The following is a 14351-nucleotide window of genomic DNA, read 5'->3' as shown; positions in this document are numbered from 1 at the left end:
CACAGCGAAGGGCCCGAAACCACGAGATCAAGGCGTGGTTTCGGGCCCTCGGCCAAGTCAGCTGCTGAGCTCCTTCGGCGGAGTCCGGTTCTCGTCCACCTTCTCCACCCGCTCCAACTCGCCCCACACCACATACCGGTACCGGCTCGTGTACACCGGCGTGCACGTCGTCAACGTGATGTAGTGGCCCGCCTTCGACTTCCCCGACTCCTTCGGGACCGGACCGAGCACCTTCACGTTGTACTTCGAGGTCTCCGGCAGCATCGCGTACACCTTGTACACGTACCACTTGTCCTTCGTCTCGAAGACGATCGGGTCGCCCTTCTCCAGCTTGTCGATGTTGTGGAACTTCGCACCGTGCCCGTCACGATGAGCCGCCAGCGAGAAGTTCCCCTTCTTCCCCGACATCGGCAGCGCCGACTTCACCGGATCCGTGTAGTAGCCGGCCACACCGTCGTTGAGGATCTTCGACGACGTGCCCTTCTCCACCAGTATCTCGCCCCTGCTCATGTCCGGGACATGCAGGAACCCGACCCCGTTCTTGGAGTCGTACGCCACCGGACCGCCCCCGCTGTCCTCCTGCGCCCACCCGTCACGGACCTTGTCCCCCTGCCGGTCCGCCGCACGATCCGCGACCACGTTCGTCCACCACAACGAGTAGACGACGAACAGGCCCAGCACGAGCCCCGACGTGATCAGCAGCTCACCGAAGACACTGATCGCCGCCGCGACACGACCGGTACCCCGGCGCCGCGGCGCCACGGAAACGTCGGTGAGCTCCTGCTGCTCGGTGGTGGCTGCCACTGTTCATCTGCCCTTACTGCACGAGCGCATCCGGCTTGCCCTTGCTGCGCGGCCGTTCCTCGACCATCTTGCCCCAGACGATCAACCGGTACTTGCTCGTGAACTCCGGCGTACACGTCGTCAACGTGATGTACCGCCCCGGACCCGTGAACCCCGAGTCCTTCGGCACCGGATCCAGCACACTCACATTGCTCGGCGACGTCACCGGCAGCACCGACGCCATCTTGTAGACGTAGTACTCGTCCCGCGTCTCCACCACGATCGGATCGCCCGGCTCCAGCCTGTTGATGTACCGGAACGGCTCCCCATGCGTATTACGGTGACCCGCCAGCCCGAAGTTCCCCGACTTCGCGTCCGGCATCGCCGTCTTCAACTCACCCTCGCCGTAATGCCCGACCATCCCCCGGTCCAGCACCTTCTTGTTGCTGATCCCCTCCGCGATCGGCACCACCACGTCCAGCTTCGGAATGTGCAGGATCGCGAAACCCTGCCCCGGCTCGAACGTCCCCGGCGCACCCTCACCGCTCGCCCAGTCGTCCTGGAGACTGCTCTTCTCCCGGTCCGCCTGCGCATGCGCCCGCACATTCGTCCACCACAACTGGTAGCTCACGAACAGCAGCATCAGCACACCGGTCGTGATGAACACCTCGCCGATCGCCCGGCTCGCCACCACACCCGCACTCGGCCTGCGCGCCTTCGCCCGCCGCCGCGCCTCCACCCGCGAAAGCGGCCGCTCCCCGACCTCCGGCCGACCCGACTCCTCGGCAGCGCCCCCATGACGCCCACCACGCCGCTTGGCCGCCTTCCTGCGGGCCGCACGGCCACCCCCCGGACTCCCAGCCCCGGAAGCCCCCGACCGGCCCCCAGAAGCCGATACCGAGCCAGGCGGCAGCCGCAGCGCCACCGTCTCCTCATCGGCCGGCGGCAACCACGCCTCACCCGAACCCGACCCCGCCGCCGAGCCGTACCACTCCCCGAGCGCACCCGAATCCCCGTACGGCTGCTCCCCGTACGAGGCACCGGACTCGCGCTCGGGGCGCAGCGCGGTCACGCCGTGGCCCTGCCCACCACCGGGGCGAGCCCCGCAGACCGCGCCACGGCACCCCGGTCGCCGCACTCCTCGAGCCAGTTCGCCAGCATCCGGTGACCATGCTCGGTCAGCACCGACTCCGGATGGAACTGCACACCCTCGACCGGAAGTTCACGATGCCGCAGCCCCATGATGATCCCGTCGTGCGTCCGCGCCGTGACCTCCAACTCGGCCGGCACCGTCGCCGGCTCCGCCGCCAGCGAGTGATACCGCGTCGCCGTGAAGGGCGACGGCAGCCCCGCGAACACACCCCCGCCCCCGTGCTCCACCAACGACGTCTTCCCGTGCAGCAGCTCCGGCGCCCGGTCCACCACACCCCCGTACGCCACCTGCATCGACTGCATCCCCAGACACACCCCGAACACCGGCACCCCGGTGGCCGCACAGTGCCGCACCATGTCCACGCAGACACCCGCCTCCTCCGGCGTCCCCGGACCCGGCGACAACAGCACCCCGTCGAAACCGTCCTGGGCATGCGCCGTCGACACCTCGTCGTTGCGCAGCACCTCGCACTCGGCACCCAGCTGATACAGGTACTGGACCAGGTTGAAGACGAAGCTGTCGTAGTTGTCGACAACGAGAATGCGCGCGCTCACTGGTTGTCCACCGTCACATCGTTGAAGGGAAGCAGCGGCTCGGCCCACGGGAACACGTACTGGAACAGGACGTAGACGACAGCCACGGCCAACACGAGGGACAACAGGGCCTTCACCCACGCGTTCCCCGGCAGATGCCGCCAGATCCAGCCGTACATGCCGTCCCTTCCGTAGCGCCACGGCACCAGACTCACGCCGTACCGCCCACCAGACTAACGGCGCAGCGCCGCTGGTTTCCCGGCCTCCACAGGCTGTGTGGAGTCCAGATGCGCCCAGACGATCAACCGATGGCTGTGACCCCACTCCGGATCGCACGTCGTGAGCGTCAGATAGCGGCCCGCACGCGTATACCCCGACTTACGTGGCACAGGGTCGATCACCTCAATGTCCGACGGCACCGTCCGATAAGGACCCTTGTCGACCCGGTACGTGAACCACGTCGTCCCGTCCGTCAGCACCACCGCGTCCCCCCGACGCAGCCGGGGAAAATCCTTGAACGGATCCCCGTACGTCCGCCGGTGCCCCGCCACCGAGAAATTGCCCTTCTGCCCCAGCCGCGCCGTCCGCGCGTAATGCCCGAGCCCTTTCTTCAACGTGCCCTTCGAGGTGCCCTCCAGCACCGGCTTGTTCCACGTGAAACCAAGCCGCGGAATGTACATGATCGCGAAAGGCCGCCCCGCCCGGTACTCCGCCTGCTCCGGCGGCCCCGCCGCCCCCGCACCCGGCGCCCCGCTCGCCGTCGGCCGCACACTCCCCCGCGACCACTGCTCTTCCAACTGCTCGATCTGGTCGTCCATCACATGATCGGCCTTCACGCCCGTCCAGAAGAGCACGTAGACGACGAAGAGCACGATCACGGTGCCCACGGTGATGCACAGCTCGCTGACGGTCCTGACGACAACCCGCACCGGCGGCTCCCGATCGGTCTCACTCCACGGGCTGGGCGTACTGCAGATCCACTGTGCCCGAGTAACCCGGCAGAGTCACCGTCCCGTCCTCGGTCACTTTCCAGCCCAGGCCGTAGACATTCACGTAGACCATGTAGTTCTGGATCGCCGGGCTCTCCGCCAGCGCCTTCTGCAGCTTCCCGGGATCACCCACCGCCGTGATCTTGTAAGGCGGCGAATAGACCCGCCCCTGAAGGATCAGGGTGTTGCCCACACAGCGCACCGCACTCGTGGAGATCAGCCGCTGGTCCATCACCTTGATGCCCTTGGCCCCGCCCTGCCACAGCGCGTTCACCACGGCCTGCAGATCCTGCTGGTGGATCACCAGATAGTCCGGCTGCGGCTCGGGATAACCCGGCAGCTTCGCCGTCGCGTCCGGCGGCGCGTCGTTCAGCGTGACCGATATCGACTCACCCGTCAGCTTCTGCGTACCCGCGCTCTTCTCCAGGCCCGCCAGCTTCTCGTCCTCGGCCCGGGTACTGCCGTCGTCCCGCTCCGCCAGGGACTCGACGTCCTCCCGCAGCGCCGCGTTGGACTCGTCCAGCCCGCCGTTCTTCAGACTGCGCTCATGGATGAGATCGGACAGCTTCAGCAGCGAGTCGTCCGTACGGATGTTGGTGCCCTTGGCCGTGTTGAAGCTCGTGAAGAAGATCAGGCCCGCCAGGGCGAAGACGGCAGCGGTCAGCAGCCGCACGGGCCGCGGACGCCGCCCGCGGGCAGGGCTGGATTCCGGCGGGGTGAAGTCGGCAGAATTGCTCAACGTACCCTTATCTCCTTCGGCGCCACGGAAGCACTACGCTAACGGACGCCCGGGGGAGCGCTCAGTGTCCCCTTGTACGCTGCCCAGACCCAGCCAGAGTTCCCTGCGCGGCCACGCAGCGCATCGACAGGAGAGACCCTCGTGCCGAAGTCACGTATCCGCAAGAAGGCCGACTACACGCCGCCGCCGGCGAAGCAGGCGACCGCCATCAAGCTGAACAGCCGCGGCTGGGTCGCGCCCGTGATGCTCGCCATGTTCGTGATCGGGCTGGCCTGGATCGTCGTGTTCTACGTGACGGACGGTTCGCTGCCCATCGACGCCCTGGGCAACTGGAACATCGTGGTCGGCTTCGGCTTCATCGCCGCCGGATTCGGCGTCTCCACCCAGTGGAAGTAGCGCCCCCACGCCGGTGACCCCAGTGGTGAACCCGGCGGTCGGCCCACCTCTACCCAGGGCTGTTCACTGAGTTATCCACAGAGATATCCACAGTGGGGAAAAGAAAGACGATCTGTGGATAACCCACCGGACGTTGACGCCGGTGTGAAGGAAGTACCACCACTCAAAAACCTGCTCGCCCCCTGCCTGACCTGCGGAAACACGGGTCGGTGACAGGGGGCACAGCTGTTCCCGCACCGTGTGCACAAGATCCGGCACAGCCCGCCACGACCTGTGGACAATTCCAGCACGGTTGTGGATCGATCGACGCCGGATCGACGCAGCTCAGCTGAGCTGTGCGGTCCGCAGCAGGGTGAGTCCGACCACCACCGCCAGCATCAGCACGACGGTGCCGTACTGGACGAGGGCCCGCCGCTCGCGCGGGGCGTGCACCATGCCGTAGCCGACGACGATGCCGGCGACCAGGCCGCCGATGTGGGCCTGCCAGGAGATGTTGAAGCCGGGGCTGAAGGTGAAGATCAGGTTGATCGCCAGCAGGGCGATGATCGGCCGCATGTCGTAGTTCATGCGGCGCATCAGGACGGCGGTGGCGCCGAAGAGGCCGAAGACGGCACCGGAGGCGCCGAGGGTGGCCGTGCCGGGGGCGGTCAGCAGGTAGGCGAGGGTGCTGCCGGCCAGGCCGGAGACCAGGTACAGGCAGAGATAGCGGGCGCGGCCGAGGGCGGCTTCGAGGGGTCCGCCGAGCCACCACAGGCTGAGCATGTTGAAGGCGATGTGCCAGATCGCCTCATGGGTGAAGGTCGAGGTGATCAGGCGGTACCACTCGCCTGCGGCTACGCCCTCGATGGGTGAGAAGGGGGCGGGCGGCCACGCGCCGCGCAGGACCAGGTCGTTGAGCAGGGAGGGCTGGGCCTGTACGGCGATGAACACCAGGATGTTGATGCCGATGAGGATCTTGGTGATCAGGTGGGGGTCGGCGGCGATGCTGCCGCCGGCGAGGGTGCGGGGCCGGGAGGCGTCGGGCGGGTGGCCGGTGCCGGATCCGGTGCGGACGCAGTCGGGGCACTGGAAGCCGACGGAGGCGCTGACCATGCATTCGGGGCAGATGGGCCGGTCGCAGCGGGTGCAGCGCACGCCGGTCGCGCGGTCCGGGTGCCGGTAGCAGCCGGGCAGTTCGTGGGCCTGCTGCGCGCTGTCTGGCGCCTGGTCCATGAGGTCCCCTAAGTCATCGTCCGGACTGCTTACGCCCCGTTCATGTCCTACGGACGAGCGGGGCGTTTGGTTCCCTTCGGACAGTGCCGCGGAGGTGGTGCAGCCGGGGGGGGTCAGCGGGTCTCGACGACGACGGTTTCGATGATGACGTCGTTGACGGGGCGTGCGGTGCGGGGGTTGATCGGGGTGGTGGCGATGGCGTCGACGACCTTCTGGGCGGCGGGGTCGGTGACCTCGCCGAAGATGGTGTGCTTGCGGTTGAGGTGGGTGGCGGGGGCGACGGTGATGAAGAACTGGGAGCCGTTGGTGCGGGGGCCGGCGTTGGCCATGGCGAGCAGGTAGGGGCGGTCGAAGCGCAGGTCGGGGTGGAATTCGTCCTCGAATTCGTAGCCGGGGCCGCCGATGCCGGTGCCGAGGGGGTCGCCGCCCTGGATCATGAAGCCGCTGAGTACGCGGTGGAAGATCGTGCCGTCGTAGAGGGGGGTGGTGGAACGCTCTCCGGTGGCGGGGTTGGTCCACTCTCGCTCGCCCTTGGCGAGTTCCACGAAGTTGCGCACCGTTTTGGGTGCGTGGTTCGGCAGGAGCCGTACTTCGATGTCGCCGTGGTTGGTCTTGAGGGTGGCGTAGAGCTGCTCGGCCACGGGGTGCCTTCCTCTGTGGTGCTGATGCTGGTGCTGGTGGTGGTCCGAATCCTTGCAGAAATCCGGTCGGGTGGCCCTGGGCCGGGGGCGCGGGGAGGCGATCCGTGGCATTGTCGACGACAGGCTCTTGTTGCTCCTTTTTTGCCTGTGTGACCCGGATGCCCGTCCGCAGGTGCCCTCCGTGTCATTCACAGGCATGATCCCTAAAAGGGTGGAAAGTCGAATTAACGTAACGCCACCGAGGAGGAGGACCCCGTGACCCGCAAAGACAGCGTGCGCGCCGCAGCCGGCTCGGCGAAGGACAGCGTGCGGCACGCCGCGGACGTGGTGGCGCCCTACGCCGGCACAGCCAAGGACACGGCCGCACACTATGCGCACGAGGCGCGTGTGCGGCTGGCGCCGATGGTGTCCCAGGCCGCTGAGCAGGCCCGCGTCCAGTACGGCACTCATGTGGTGCCGCGTCTGGAGCAGGCTCGGACCCATGTGCCGCCGAAGGTCGACCAAGCCGCCCATGAAGCCGCGCTCCGTACCCGTATCGCTGCCCGGCAGGCGGCGGACTACTCATTGCCGAAGCTGGAGCACGCCGTGGCGGTGGCCGTGCCGGTGAAGGACGAGGCCGCGGCGCGTGGTGCGGCGGCGTTGGTCGCGTTGGGCGGCAACGTCTCCGCGGACGACATCCGGAAGCTGGCGCGTAAGCATGAGCGGCGGTCGAGGTCCGGCCGGTTCGCGAGGGCCGTGCTGGTGGTGGGCGCTGTGGCCGGTGCCGCGTTCGCGGCGTGGAAGTGGTGGGACAAGCAGGCCAATCCGGATTGGCTGGTGGAGCCGCCGGCGGCGACGGAGGTTCCGGAGTCGGGTCGGCTGACCTCGGTGGACGGGACTGTTCTCGATCCCGAGGTGGAGGCGAAGGAGGCCGAGGAGGCCGCGAACCGCGACGAGCGCCCGTGATGTAGGGGTGTCTCGCACTGACCGTCCCGTGGGGCGGGAGACCTGTCGGGGGTTTCCCGCCCCTCGGGGCTGTTTCACGTGAAACAGCCTTCTTGTGCGGTGGGGGTCAGGACATGCCGCGGAGCTTGTCGGGGTTGACCTGGAGTCGCAGGTTCTGCATGAGTCCGTTGTTGAGGTCGAAGGTGAGTGCTCCGACGGGCTGTGCGTTCCTGCGGTAGAGGACGCTGTGTTCGCCGTTGACGACGGCGTGTTCCCAGGTGACGTCGTGGAGTTCCGGCTTGGCGAGTACGCCGAGCAGCCAGCGGGCGACGGGGTCGGTGCCGTGGAGGGGGCGGCGGGCGGCGGTGACCTTGCCGCCGCCGTCGGCCCAGGCGGTGACGTCGGGGGCGAGGAGTTCCATGACGGCGTTGAGGTCGCCGCCGGTGCAGGCGGCGAGGAAGCGTTCGGTGACGGCTCTGCGCTGTTCCTGGTCGGTGTCGTAGCGGGGGCGGCGGGCTTCGACGTGTTCGCGGGCGCGGTGGGCGGTCTGGCGGACGGCGGCTTCGCTGCGGTCGAGGATGCCGGCGATCTCGGCGTGTGAGTATCCGAAGACCTCGCGCAGGACGAAGACGGCGCGTTCGACGGGGCTGAGGCTCTCCAGGACGACCATGAGGGCCATGGAGACGCTGTCCGCGCGTTCGGTGTCCTCGCTGCTGTCGGGGGTGGTGAGCCAGGGTTCGGGCAGCCATTCGCCGATGTAGGACTCGCGGGTGGCGCGGGCGGAGGTGAGGCGGTTGAGGCAGAGGTTGGTGACCGTCCGGACGAGGTAGGCACGCGGGTTGGTGACCGAACCCCGGTCAGTCCGGGACCACTTGAGCCAGGCGTCCTGCAGTACGTCCTCGGCGTCGGCGACGCTGCCGAGCATGCGGTAGGCGGTGCCGAAGAGCAGGCGGCGGTGGCTGGTGTAGTCGTCGTGAGGCGCTGGCGTGTCGATCACGGTTTTCAGGCTGTCAGCGGAAAAGCCCGTGCGGCAAGGGGTTTGGGGGGTTGTGTGCGGTGCTCGGCGCGGGTGCGGCTTCGGTGACGGTGGTGGGGGCGGGGCCGACGGGTCTTGAGACCGCTGCGGAGCTCGCTGCGGCGGGGTGTTCGGTGACGCTGGTCTGCGGTGGAGGGAGGCGCGCAGGCCCGGCTTCCGTACCTGGGCCGAGGGTGGGCCGGGTGGGTGGGCGCGGCAGGCGGGTCGGGTCGGGCTGCCGGCGGTTGCCGAGCGGTCCGCCTGAGCGGAGCGGAGGGGGCGCGCGTCGGTCGGGCGGTTGTCAGCCGGGCCGCGGCGGGTCGGGCGGTGGTGCGGGCGGCCGGGCCGGCTGGGTGTTGTGGTCGTCGTCGCGGGAGGCGAGGGCGGCTCCGAAGACCATGCCGACGGCGATGGTGGTGACGAGGGTGACCAGTTTCAGGAGGTCCTTGAAGCCTTCGATCACATGGCCGCCGGCGAGTGTGGTCAGTCCGCGCATGCCGAGGGAGCCGACGGTGAGGGTGAAGAAGCCGGGCAGCAGGAGTACGAGCCGTGGGGGCCGGTGCGGGGCGCGGGCGGGGACGGTGGCCGCCGCGGCGAGGGCGGCCGCGGCGACGAAGGTGCCGCCGGTCTCGCCGATCAGCTTGGTGAACAGGGTCTGCTGGATGCCGACCGTGGCGTAGACGAGTGCCAGGAGCGGTCAGAAGTACCTGCGGGGGATGCCGAAGGCGAGGACGGTGCCGGCGGTGAACACGATCCAGCCGAGGAAGAGGGCCCAGGGGGGCAGGTCGGAGGTGGCGGCGATGTCGAAGAGGGCGCGGGTGGAGGTGCCGGTGACGAAGACGCCGAGGAGCACTCCGACGTAGAGCTGGAGAAGGAGGAAGACGGAGTGGACGAGGCGGATCGCGCCGGTGGTGATGAGGCCGGCGGCGAGTTCCGCGGTGGCGGCGCTGAGGTAGTCGCCGGGGACGAAGAAGAAGAGCGCGGGGAGCATCAGCAGGACGGGGCCGCCGTGGGCGGGGTCGCGGGCGAAGAGTTCGATGGTGATCACGGAGATCGTGGTGGACACCAGCAGGGGGAGGCTTGGCCAGGCGGGGCATCCGGTCCGCTGCGACAGCGAAGACGGCGGCGACGGTGCCGAGGACGGCTGTGGTGGCGATCTCGTACCAGGTGGGCTGTATCAGCGGCGCGAATCCGACGGAGAAGAGCACGATTCCCACGAGTTTGAGCCACCACGGGTACGGCGCCGGTGATGTCTCGACGCGTCACAGGCTCCGGTCTGCCTGCGCGAGGCCGGTGCGGCCGGCGCGGAGGCCGGCGAGCAGGGGTTTGAGGGCGGTGGGCCGGTCGAGGCGGAACACTTCGGGGAAGCCGCGGACGATGGTGGTCCGTGCCTGGTCGTGGTGGGTCACGGTGAGGACCGCGCCGTCCGGTACGAGCAGGACGTGTGCGGTGCCGCCGAGGGCTTCGGCCGCGGTCCTGACGTGGTGTTCGATCAGTTCGGCGCCCTCGCCGCTGCACCGGAGCAGCAGTCGGGTCAGCCGGGTGAGGAACTAGGTGAGCGCGTCGAGGTCCACCACCTCATCGGTCCGCTCCACCGGCGCCCTCCTCGTCCGCCCGGCCGGGCTCGCTGTGGCTTCAGGCTGCACCGGTCGGGGCCGTCCGGCATTCCGGCGGCGGGGGCTTGCGGAGGCGGAGCGGTCCCCGAAGGGCGCTGTCCGCCTGGCGCCCGCCCCTGATCCCTGCGCATGCGAAAACACCCCCTGGGACTGCGTTTCCGCAGTTCAGGGGGTGTTCTTCTGTGGAGCCTAGGGGAGTCGAACCCCTGACATCTGCCATGCAAAGACAGCGCTCTACCAACTGAGCTAAGGCCCCGGGACAGGAGACGTCCGGCCGGATGAACAGCGTTTCCGGTGGCCGCCGCGAACCAGAGTACCGGGTCGCCCGGGGTATCTCGCAAAAAGATTGGGGGTCCCGGTGACCGACCACTCTCCGTAAGATGCTGCCGCGTGGTTCGCTACAGCGAACCGCGGTTCTGGGGAAGCGATGGGGAGACGCAATGGACGCCGCACAGCAGGAAGCCACCGCAAGAGCGCGGGAACTGCAGCGGAACTGGTACGGGGAGCCGCTGGGGGCGCTCTTCCGTAAGCTCATAGATGATCTTGGCCTGAACCAGGCTCGTCTGGCGGGGGTACTGGGGCTGTCGGCGCCGATGCTGTCGCAGTTGATGAGCGGTCAGCGGGCGAAGATCGGCAATCCGGCGGTGGTGCAGCGGGTGCAGTTGCTGCAGGATCTGGCGGGGCAGGTGGCGGACGGCAGCGTGAGCGCGGCCGAGGCCACCGAGCGGATGGACGAGATCAAGAAGTCCCAGGGGGGCTCGGTGCTCAGCAACACCACGCAGTCGACGAGCAGTTCGGGTGCTCCGACGGTCAAGCGGGTGGTTCGGGAGATCCAGTCGCTGCTGCGCTCGGTCGCGGCCGCCGGCGACATCATCGACGCCGCCGACTCCCTCGCCCCGACCCATCCGGAGCTGGCGGAGTTCCTGCGGGTGTACGGAGCGGGCCGTACGTCCGACGCGGTGGCGCACTACCAGTCGCACCAGAGCTGACCCCCGGTCCCGGTCGCCGAAGGGGGTTCGGCAGCCGGGCGGGCGGAGCCGGGACACGGGGGTGCCGTGTCCCGCGGCTCGAAGGGGGCGTGTGTCACAGGGCGAGGGGGAGTCGTACCGCTCGCCGCGGGGGAAGCAACGGGGGTACGCGGAGGGGGAGGAGCGACGCACGGTCATGGGTGAGGTCTTCGCCGGGCGGTACGAACTGGTCGACCCGATCGGACGCGGAGGGGTGGGCGCGGTGTGGCGCGCCTGGGACCACCGCAGGCGCCGCTATGTGGCCGCCAAGGTGCTCCAGCAGAGCGACGCGCACTCCCTGCTGCGTTTCGTGCGCGAGCAGGCCCTGCGGATCGACCACCCCCATGTGCTCGCGCCCGCCAGCTGGGCCGCCGACGACGACAAGGTCCTGTTCACCATGGACCTGGTCACCGGCGGCTCGCTGGTCCATCTGGTCGGCGACTACGGCCCCTTGCCCACGTCGTTCGTCTGCACCCTGCTCGACCAGTTGCTGTCCGGGCTGGCCGCGGTGCACGCGGAGGACGTGGTGCACCGCGACGTCAAGCCCGCCAATGTGCTGCTGGAGGCGACGGGCACGGGCCGGCCGAGGCTGCGGCTGTCGGACTTCGGTATCGCGATGCGGCTGGGCGAGCCGCGGCTGACGGAGACCAACCTCGTGGTGGGGACGCCGGGTTATCTCGCCCCGGAGCAACTGCTGGGCGCGGAGCCGGACTTCCCCTCGGACCTGTTCGCGGTCGGGCTGGTGGCGCTGTATCTGCTGGAGGGTGCCAAGCCGGACGCCAAGGCGCTGATCGAGTATTTCGCGGCGCACGGCACACCGGGTGCGCCCAAGGGCATCCCGGAGCCGCTGTGGCAGGTGGTGGCGACGCTGTTGCAGCCGGTTCCGCAGGCCCGGTTCCGCACGGCGACGGGGGCGCGCAAGGCGCTCGCGGCTGCGGTCGAGCTGCTGCCCGATCCGGGCGCCGACGACGAGGCGATCGAGATCTTCGACCAACTCGGTCCGCTGCCGAAGGGGTTCGGCCCCCAGGGCCCGCTCAGGAAGGCGCCGGGCGTGGATCCCACCCCCGCGCGGCCCGTGCCCGGCGGGTCGGACAGCGGCGGCTTCCCGCCGGCCCCGCCCCAGGCACCCCGAACCAACCCCGAGCACCCACAGTCCCCACATCACCAGCACCCGCAAGGTCCGGAGCAGCCCTCCGACGGCCCCACGCATCACCTGTCCACCCCCCGCTCCCACATCCCGCAGTACCCGGCGCAGCCCCCGACCCCGTCGACGAGTCCCACACCGACCCCGACCCCGTCCACGGCGACGAACACCGCCCCCACTGCTTCATACACCGCCCAGATCCCGGAGGTTCCCGCCCCGGTCGGCCGGCGTGCCGCACGCCGCCGCGCCGCACGCCGGCCCGGGCCGCCCGCGAAGGTGGCGATCCCGCTGCTGCTGCTCGCCCTGGCCTGCTACGCCACGGGATTCTGGGCCCTGGCCCGGATCTGAGCGCCGAAGCTCAGCGGGGCGAGTACACAGCCCGTCGAAGCTCAGCGGGGCCGGCACAAAGGCCCGCCGAAGGCAGCGGGGCCGACGCAAAGGGGCGCCCGCCAAAGCTCAGCGGCACCAGGACAAGGCCGCCCGCCCGACCTCAGCGGGACCAGGACGACGGCGCCCGCCGCCGTCCCGCGCCCGCCCACACCGCGAGCACCGCCAGGATCGCCGTGCCGCCGCCGAGGCCGCCGACCGCGACGATCGTCATCAGCGTGCCGCCGCCGTCGCCACCGCCCGTGCCGCCGCCGGACGACTCCGCGCCCGGCTCCCCCGCCTCCACGGCCGTGAACACGTCCCGGGGCGCGAACCGGCCGGCGTAGGCGGGTCCGCGCTGTGCCTGGCCGTCGAGGCGCACCCGCAGTGTCAGGGCGAAGGGTCCCTCCCCGAACCGTTCCGCCAGCTGCGGGGCGACATGCACGACCAGGTAGTAGGAGCCGCCGAAGCGCACGCCGCCGATCTGGTCGGTGTTCCCGTACCGGTTCTCGTAGGCGACCGGTGGCAGCGGGTCGAGGGCGGCGGAACCCCGCTCACCCCGGTAGTTGAGGCTCACGTCGTCGAGCGGGGCGCGCACCGGGTTGTGGACGGAGAGTTCCAGCGCGCCGACGGCGATCCGGGAGCCTCCGGCCGATCCCGCCAGCTCCGCGGAGGCGGACAGCCGTTCGCCCCAGGCGACCGGCACCTTGTAGAACGCGGTCTGCCCGGGGACGGCGTCGGAGCGCCAGACGCCCTGCGTCACGGGGACGGCCGAGGCGAAGCCGGTGCCGCCGGCGCGGGTCTCGGCCTCGCCGGTCACGGGTTCGGGGGAGGCGGAGTCCCAGCTCTCGGGGGCGGTGGTGGCCGCGGTGTCACGCAGGGGCGGTTCCGAGAAGGTGGCGAGTTCCAGGTCCCAGGCGGCGTCGTCGGGGGCGGTGGTGCCGACGCGTTCGACGACGGCGTAGTACGTGCCGGCGGCCGTGCAGCGCGAGCTGCGCGTCGAGGGTTCCCGGGCGCCGACGGCCGTGATCGGGCGGGCGCTGCGGCCGCCGCCGTAGGTCTCGGTCTCGAAGGAGCAGGAGCCGCCGTCGGCGTCGCGCACCGAGACCCGGATGCCGTCGGAGGCGGAGACGGTGGCGTCCGCCGGGGGAACCGCGGTGGCGGAGACGTAGATCCGGGAGGCGGCGTCGAGTTCGAGGCGGTAGTGGACCTCGCCGGTCACCGGAAGGGAGCTGCGGTAGGTCCGTCCGGGTTGCAGGACCGCGGCATCGGCGGTGCCCGCGACGCCGGGGACGGTGGTGGCGTCCGGCGAGAAGCCGTAGGGGGTGGGGGCCGGGGCCGCAACCGCGGACGGCGTTCCTGACCCGGTGCCGGTCGCGCCGAGCGCCCCGGCCACCGCGGCCACGACGGCCACGCGGCACACCGCACGCCACCACGCCGTACGCCGCCCCATCTCGCGTCACCCCTTGTCGTCGCCGGACCGCGGAACGTGCCCCATCCTGCCCATCCGGGCAGCGCACCGCCCACACAATCCGTACAGGCGTCCGAAACGCCCGGATCCGGGCGGCGCGGCGCGGCATCACACGGTGCCGGGACAACACAAAACCCCGACCGCAACGACGGTCGGGGTCTGTTCTCAGTTCAGGCTTGTCACGAACCCGTGGGCACGGAGTCAGTCGCCTCCGTCCACAGATCCTGCTCGGCGCGATCCGCCTGGATCTGGCGGTACACGAGGAGCCCGCCGATGGCGGCCAGTGCGACCAGGAGAAGCTTCTTCACCGCGCGACCTCGTCTTTCCTTGACGTAGGGGACCTCTGGCGCCCGACTATACAC

At 69.8% G+C, this 14351-nt stretch carries 18 protein-coding genes, 1 tRNA gene and 1 pseudogene; 5 read left to right on the top strand and 15 right to left on the bottom strand.

The window, feature by feature from the left end; genetic code table 11:
* Window positions 1-57: 57 nt before the first annotated feature.
* The 6 genes from ABT296_RS03245 to ABT296_RS03220 are packed head-to-tail and all read right to left on the bottom strand — an operon-like array spanning window position 58 to window position 4197.
* The gene (locus ABT296_RS03245) at window positions 58-804 is read right to left on the bottom strand and encodes a class E sortase (RefSeq protein ID WP_351922639.1); all 747 of its coding nucleotides are present in this window, start codon (window positions 802-804) and stop codon (window positions 58-60) included.
* Between the two features lie 13 nt (window positions 805-817).
* Window positions 818-1855 (bottom strand): class E sortase, encoded by a 1038-nt coding sequence (locus ABT296_RS03240; RefSeq protein WP_351922638.1) that lies wholly within the window; start codon window positions 1853-1855, stop codon window positions 818-820.
* On the bottom strand, window positions 1852-2490 hold the full coding sequence (locus ABT296_RS03235; RefSeq protein ID WP_351922637.1) for an aminodeoxychorismate/anthranilate synthase component II: 639 nt from the start codon (window positions 2488-2490) through the stop codon (window positions 1852-1854). The genes ABT296_RS03240 and ABT296_RS03235 overlap by 4 nt, the downstream gene beginning before the upstream one ends.
* Window positions 2487-2684 carry a hypothetical protein gene (locus ABT296_RS03230; RefSeq protein WP_351922636.1) on the bottom strand — a complete coding sequence of 66 codons (198 nt, stop codon included), beginning with the start codon at window positions 2682-2684 and terminating at the stop codon, window positions 2487-2489. Before ABT296_RS03230 ends, ABT296_RS03235 begins: the two co-directional genes overlap by 4 nt.
* A gap of 18 nt (window positions 2685-2702) precedes the next feature.
* On the bottom strand, window positions 2703-3398 hold the full coding sequence (locus ABT296_RS03225; RefSeq protein WP_351922635.1) for a class E sortase: 696 nt from the start codon (window positions 3396-3398) through the stop codon (window positions 2703-2705).
* A gap of 19 nt (window positions 3399-3417) precedes the next feature.
* The gene (locus ABT296_RS03220; protein WP_351922634.1) at window positions 3418-4197 is read right to left on the bottom strand and encodes a DUF881 domain-containing protein; all 780 of its coding nucleotides are present in this window, start codon (window positions 4195-4197) and stop codon (window positions 3418-3420) included.
* Between the two features lie 141 nt (window positions 4198-4338).
* Here ABT296_RS03220 and crgA point away from each other — a divergent pair, with 141 nt between their 5' ends.
* On the top strand, window positions 4339-4593 hold the full coding sequence (crgA, locus tag ABT296_RS03215) for a cell division protein CrgA (protein ID WP_351922633.1): 255 nt from the start codon (window positions 4339-4341) through the stop codon (window positions 4591-4593).
* A 324-nt stretch (window positions 4594-4917) separates the two neighbouring features.
* On the opposite strand, the gene ABT296_RS03210 is transcribed toward crgA, so the two are convergent.
* Both ABT296_RS03210 and ABT296_RS03205 read right to left on the bottom strand, forming a co-directional pair.
* On the bottom strand, window positions 4918-5805 hold the full coding sequence (locus ABT296_RS03210; protein WP_351922632.1) for a rhomboid family intramembrane serine protease: 888 nt from the start codon (window positions 5803-5805) through the stop codon (window positions 4918-4920).
* A 113-nt stretch (window positions 5806-5918) separates the two neighbouring features.
* Entirely contained in the window at window positions 5919-6446 is a 528-nt protein-coding gene (locus ABT296_RS03205) for a peptidylprolyl isomerase (RefSeq protein WP_351922631.1), read from the bottom strand.
* 255 nt (window positions 6447-6701) lie between these two features.
* On the opposite strand from ABT296_RS03205, the gene ABT296_RS03200 reads away from it, so the two are divergent.
* Window positions 6702-7391 (top strand): DUF5324 family protein, encoded by a 690-nt coding sequence (locus ABT296_RS03200; protein ID WP_351922630.1) that lies wholly within the window; start codon window positions 6702-6704, stop codon window positions 7389-7391.
* A gap of 106 nt (window positions 7392-7497) precedes the next feature.
* Here the strand turns inward: ABT296_RS03200 and ABT296_RS03195 are convergent, their stop codons facing one another.
* Complete coding sequence (locus tag ABT296_RS03195; RefSeq protein WP_351922629.1) at window positions 7498-8367, bottom strand: RNA polymerase sigma-70 factor; 870 nt, start codon at window positions 8365-8367, stop codon at window positions 7498-7500.
* Window positions 8368-8426: 59 nt separating this feature from the next.
* On the opposite strand from ABT296_RS03195, the gene ABT296_RS38695 reads away from it, so the two are divergent.
* The gene (locus tag ABT296_RS38695) at window positions 8427-9065 is read left to right on the top strand and encodes an NAD-binding protein (RefSeq protein WP_502977163.1); all 639 of its coding nucleotides are present in this window, start codon (window positions 8427-8429) and stop codon (window positions 9063-9065) included.
* 17 nt (window positions 9066-9082) lie between these two features.
* On the opposite strand, the gene ABT296_RS03180 is transcribed toward ABT296_RS38695, so the two are convergent.
* The 4 genes and pseudogenes from ABT296_RS03180 to ABT296_RS03170 all read right to left on the bottom strand — a co-directional run bounded on the left by ABT296_RS03180 (window position 9083) and on the right by ABT296_RS03170 (window position 10257).
* Entirely contained in the window at window positions 9083-9451 is a 369-nt protein-coding gene (locus tag ABT296_RS03180) for a threonine/serine exporter family protein (protein WP_351922628.1), read from the bottom strand.
* A gap of 94 nt (window positions 9452-9545) precedes the next feature.
* Window positions 9546-9593 (bottom strand): annotated as a pseudogene (locus tag ABT296_RS38690) (hypothetical protein); the annotation flags it as partial.
* 54 nt (window positions 9594-9647) lie between these two features.
* The gene (locus ABT296_RS03175; protein ID WP_351922627.1) at window positions 9648-9794 is read right to left on the bottom strand and encodes a hypothetical protein; all 147 of its coding nucleotides are present in this window, start codon (window positions 9792-9794) and stop codon (window positions 9648-9650) included.
* Window positions 9795-10184: 390 nt separating this feature from the next.
* A tRNA-Ala gene (locus tag ABT296_RS03170) sits at window positions 10185-10257 on the bottom strand.
* Window positions 10258-10441: 184 nt separating this feature from the next.
* Here ABT296_RS03170 and ABT296_RS03165 point away from each other — a divergent pair.
* A complete protein-coding gene (locus ABT296_RS03165; RefSeq protein WP_351922626.1) occupies window positions 10442-10990 on the top strand; it encodes a helix-turn-helix domain-containing protein in 549 nt (182 codons plus the stop codon).
* 175 nt (window positions 10991-11165) lie between these two features.
* Window positions 11166-12500 (top strand): serine/threonine-protein kinase, encoded by a 1335-nt coding sequence (locus ABT296_RS03160; protein ID WP_351922625.1) that lies wholly within the window; start codon window positions 11166-11168, stop codon window positions 12498-12500.
* A gap of 142 nt (window positions 12501-12642) precedes the next feature.
* Here the strand turns inward: ABT296_RS03160 and ABT296_RS03155 are convergent, their stop codons facing one another.
* On the bottom strand, window positions 12643-13932 hold the full coding sequence (locus ABT296_RS03155; RefSeq protein WP_351922624.1) for a hypothetical protein: 1290 nt from the start codon (window positions 13930-13932) through the stop codon (window positions 12643-12645).
* A gap of 236 nt (window positions 13933-14168) precedes the next feature.
* Window positions 14169-14297, bottom strand: a complete 129-nt coding sequence (locus ABT296_RS03150) for a DLW-39 family protein (RefSeq protein ID WP_003999697.1) — start codon at window positions 14295-14297, stop codon at window positions 14169-14171.
* Between the last annotated feature and the right edge of the window lie 54 nt (window positions 14298-14351).

It is taken from the genome of Streptomyces sp. NPDC000983 (genome assembly GCF_040299205.1).
GTDB lineage: Bacteria > Actinomycetota > Actinomycetes > Streptomycetales > Streptomycetaceae > Streptomyces.
The sequence above is the reverse complement of the archived record's forward strand: the minus strand, read 5'-3'. Positions and strand labels throughout refer to the sequence as shown.

Bases quoted from the DNA above. Each gene is read 5' to 3' on its own strand.
- ABT296_RS03160 (WP_351922625.1), top strand. From the start codon at position 11,166: ATGGGTGAGGTCTTCGCCGGGCGGTACGAACTGGTCGACCCGATCGGA.
- ABT296_RS03165 (WP_351922626.1), top strand. From the start codon at position 10,442: ATGGACGCCGCACAGCAGGAAGCCACCGCAAGAGCGCGGGAACTGCAG.
- ABT296_RS03210 (WP_351922632.1), bottom strand. From the start codon at position 5,805: ATGGACCAGGCGCCAGACAGCGCGCAGCAGGCCCACGAACTGCCCGGC.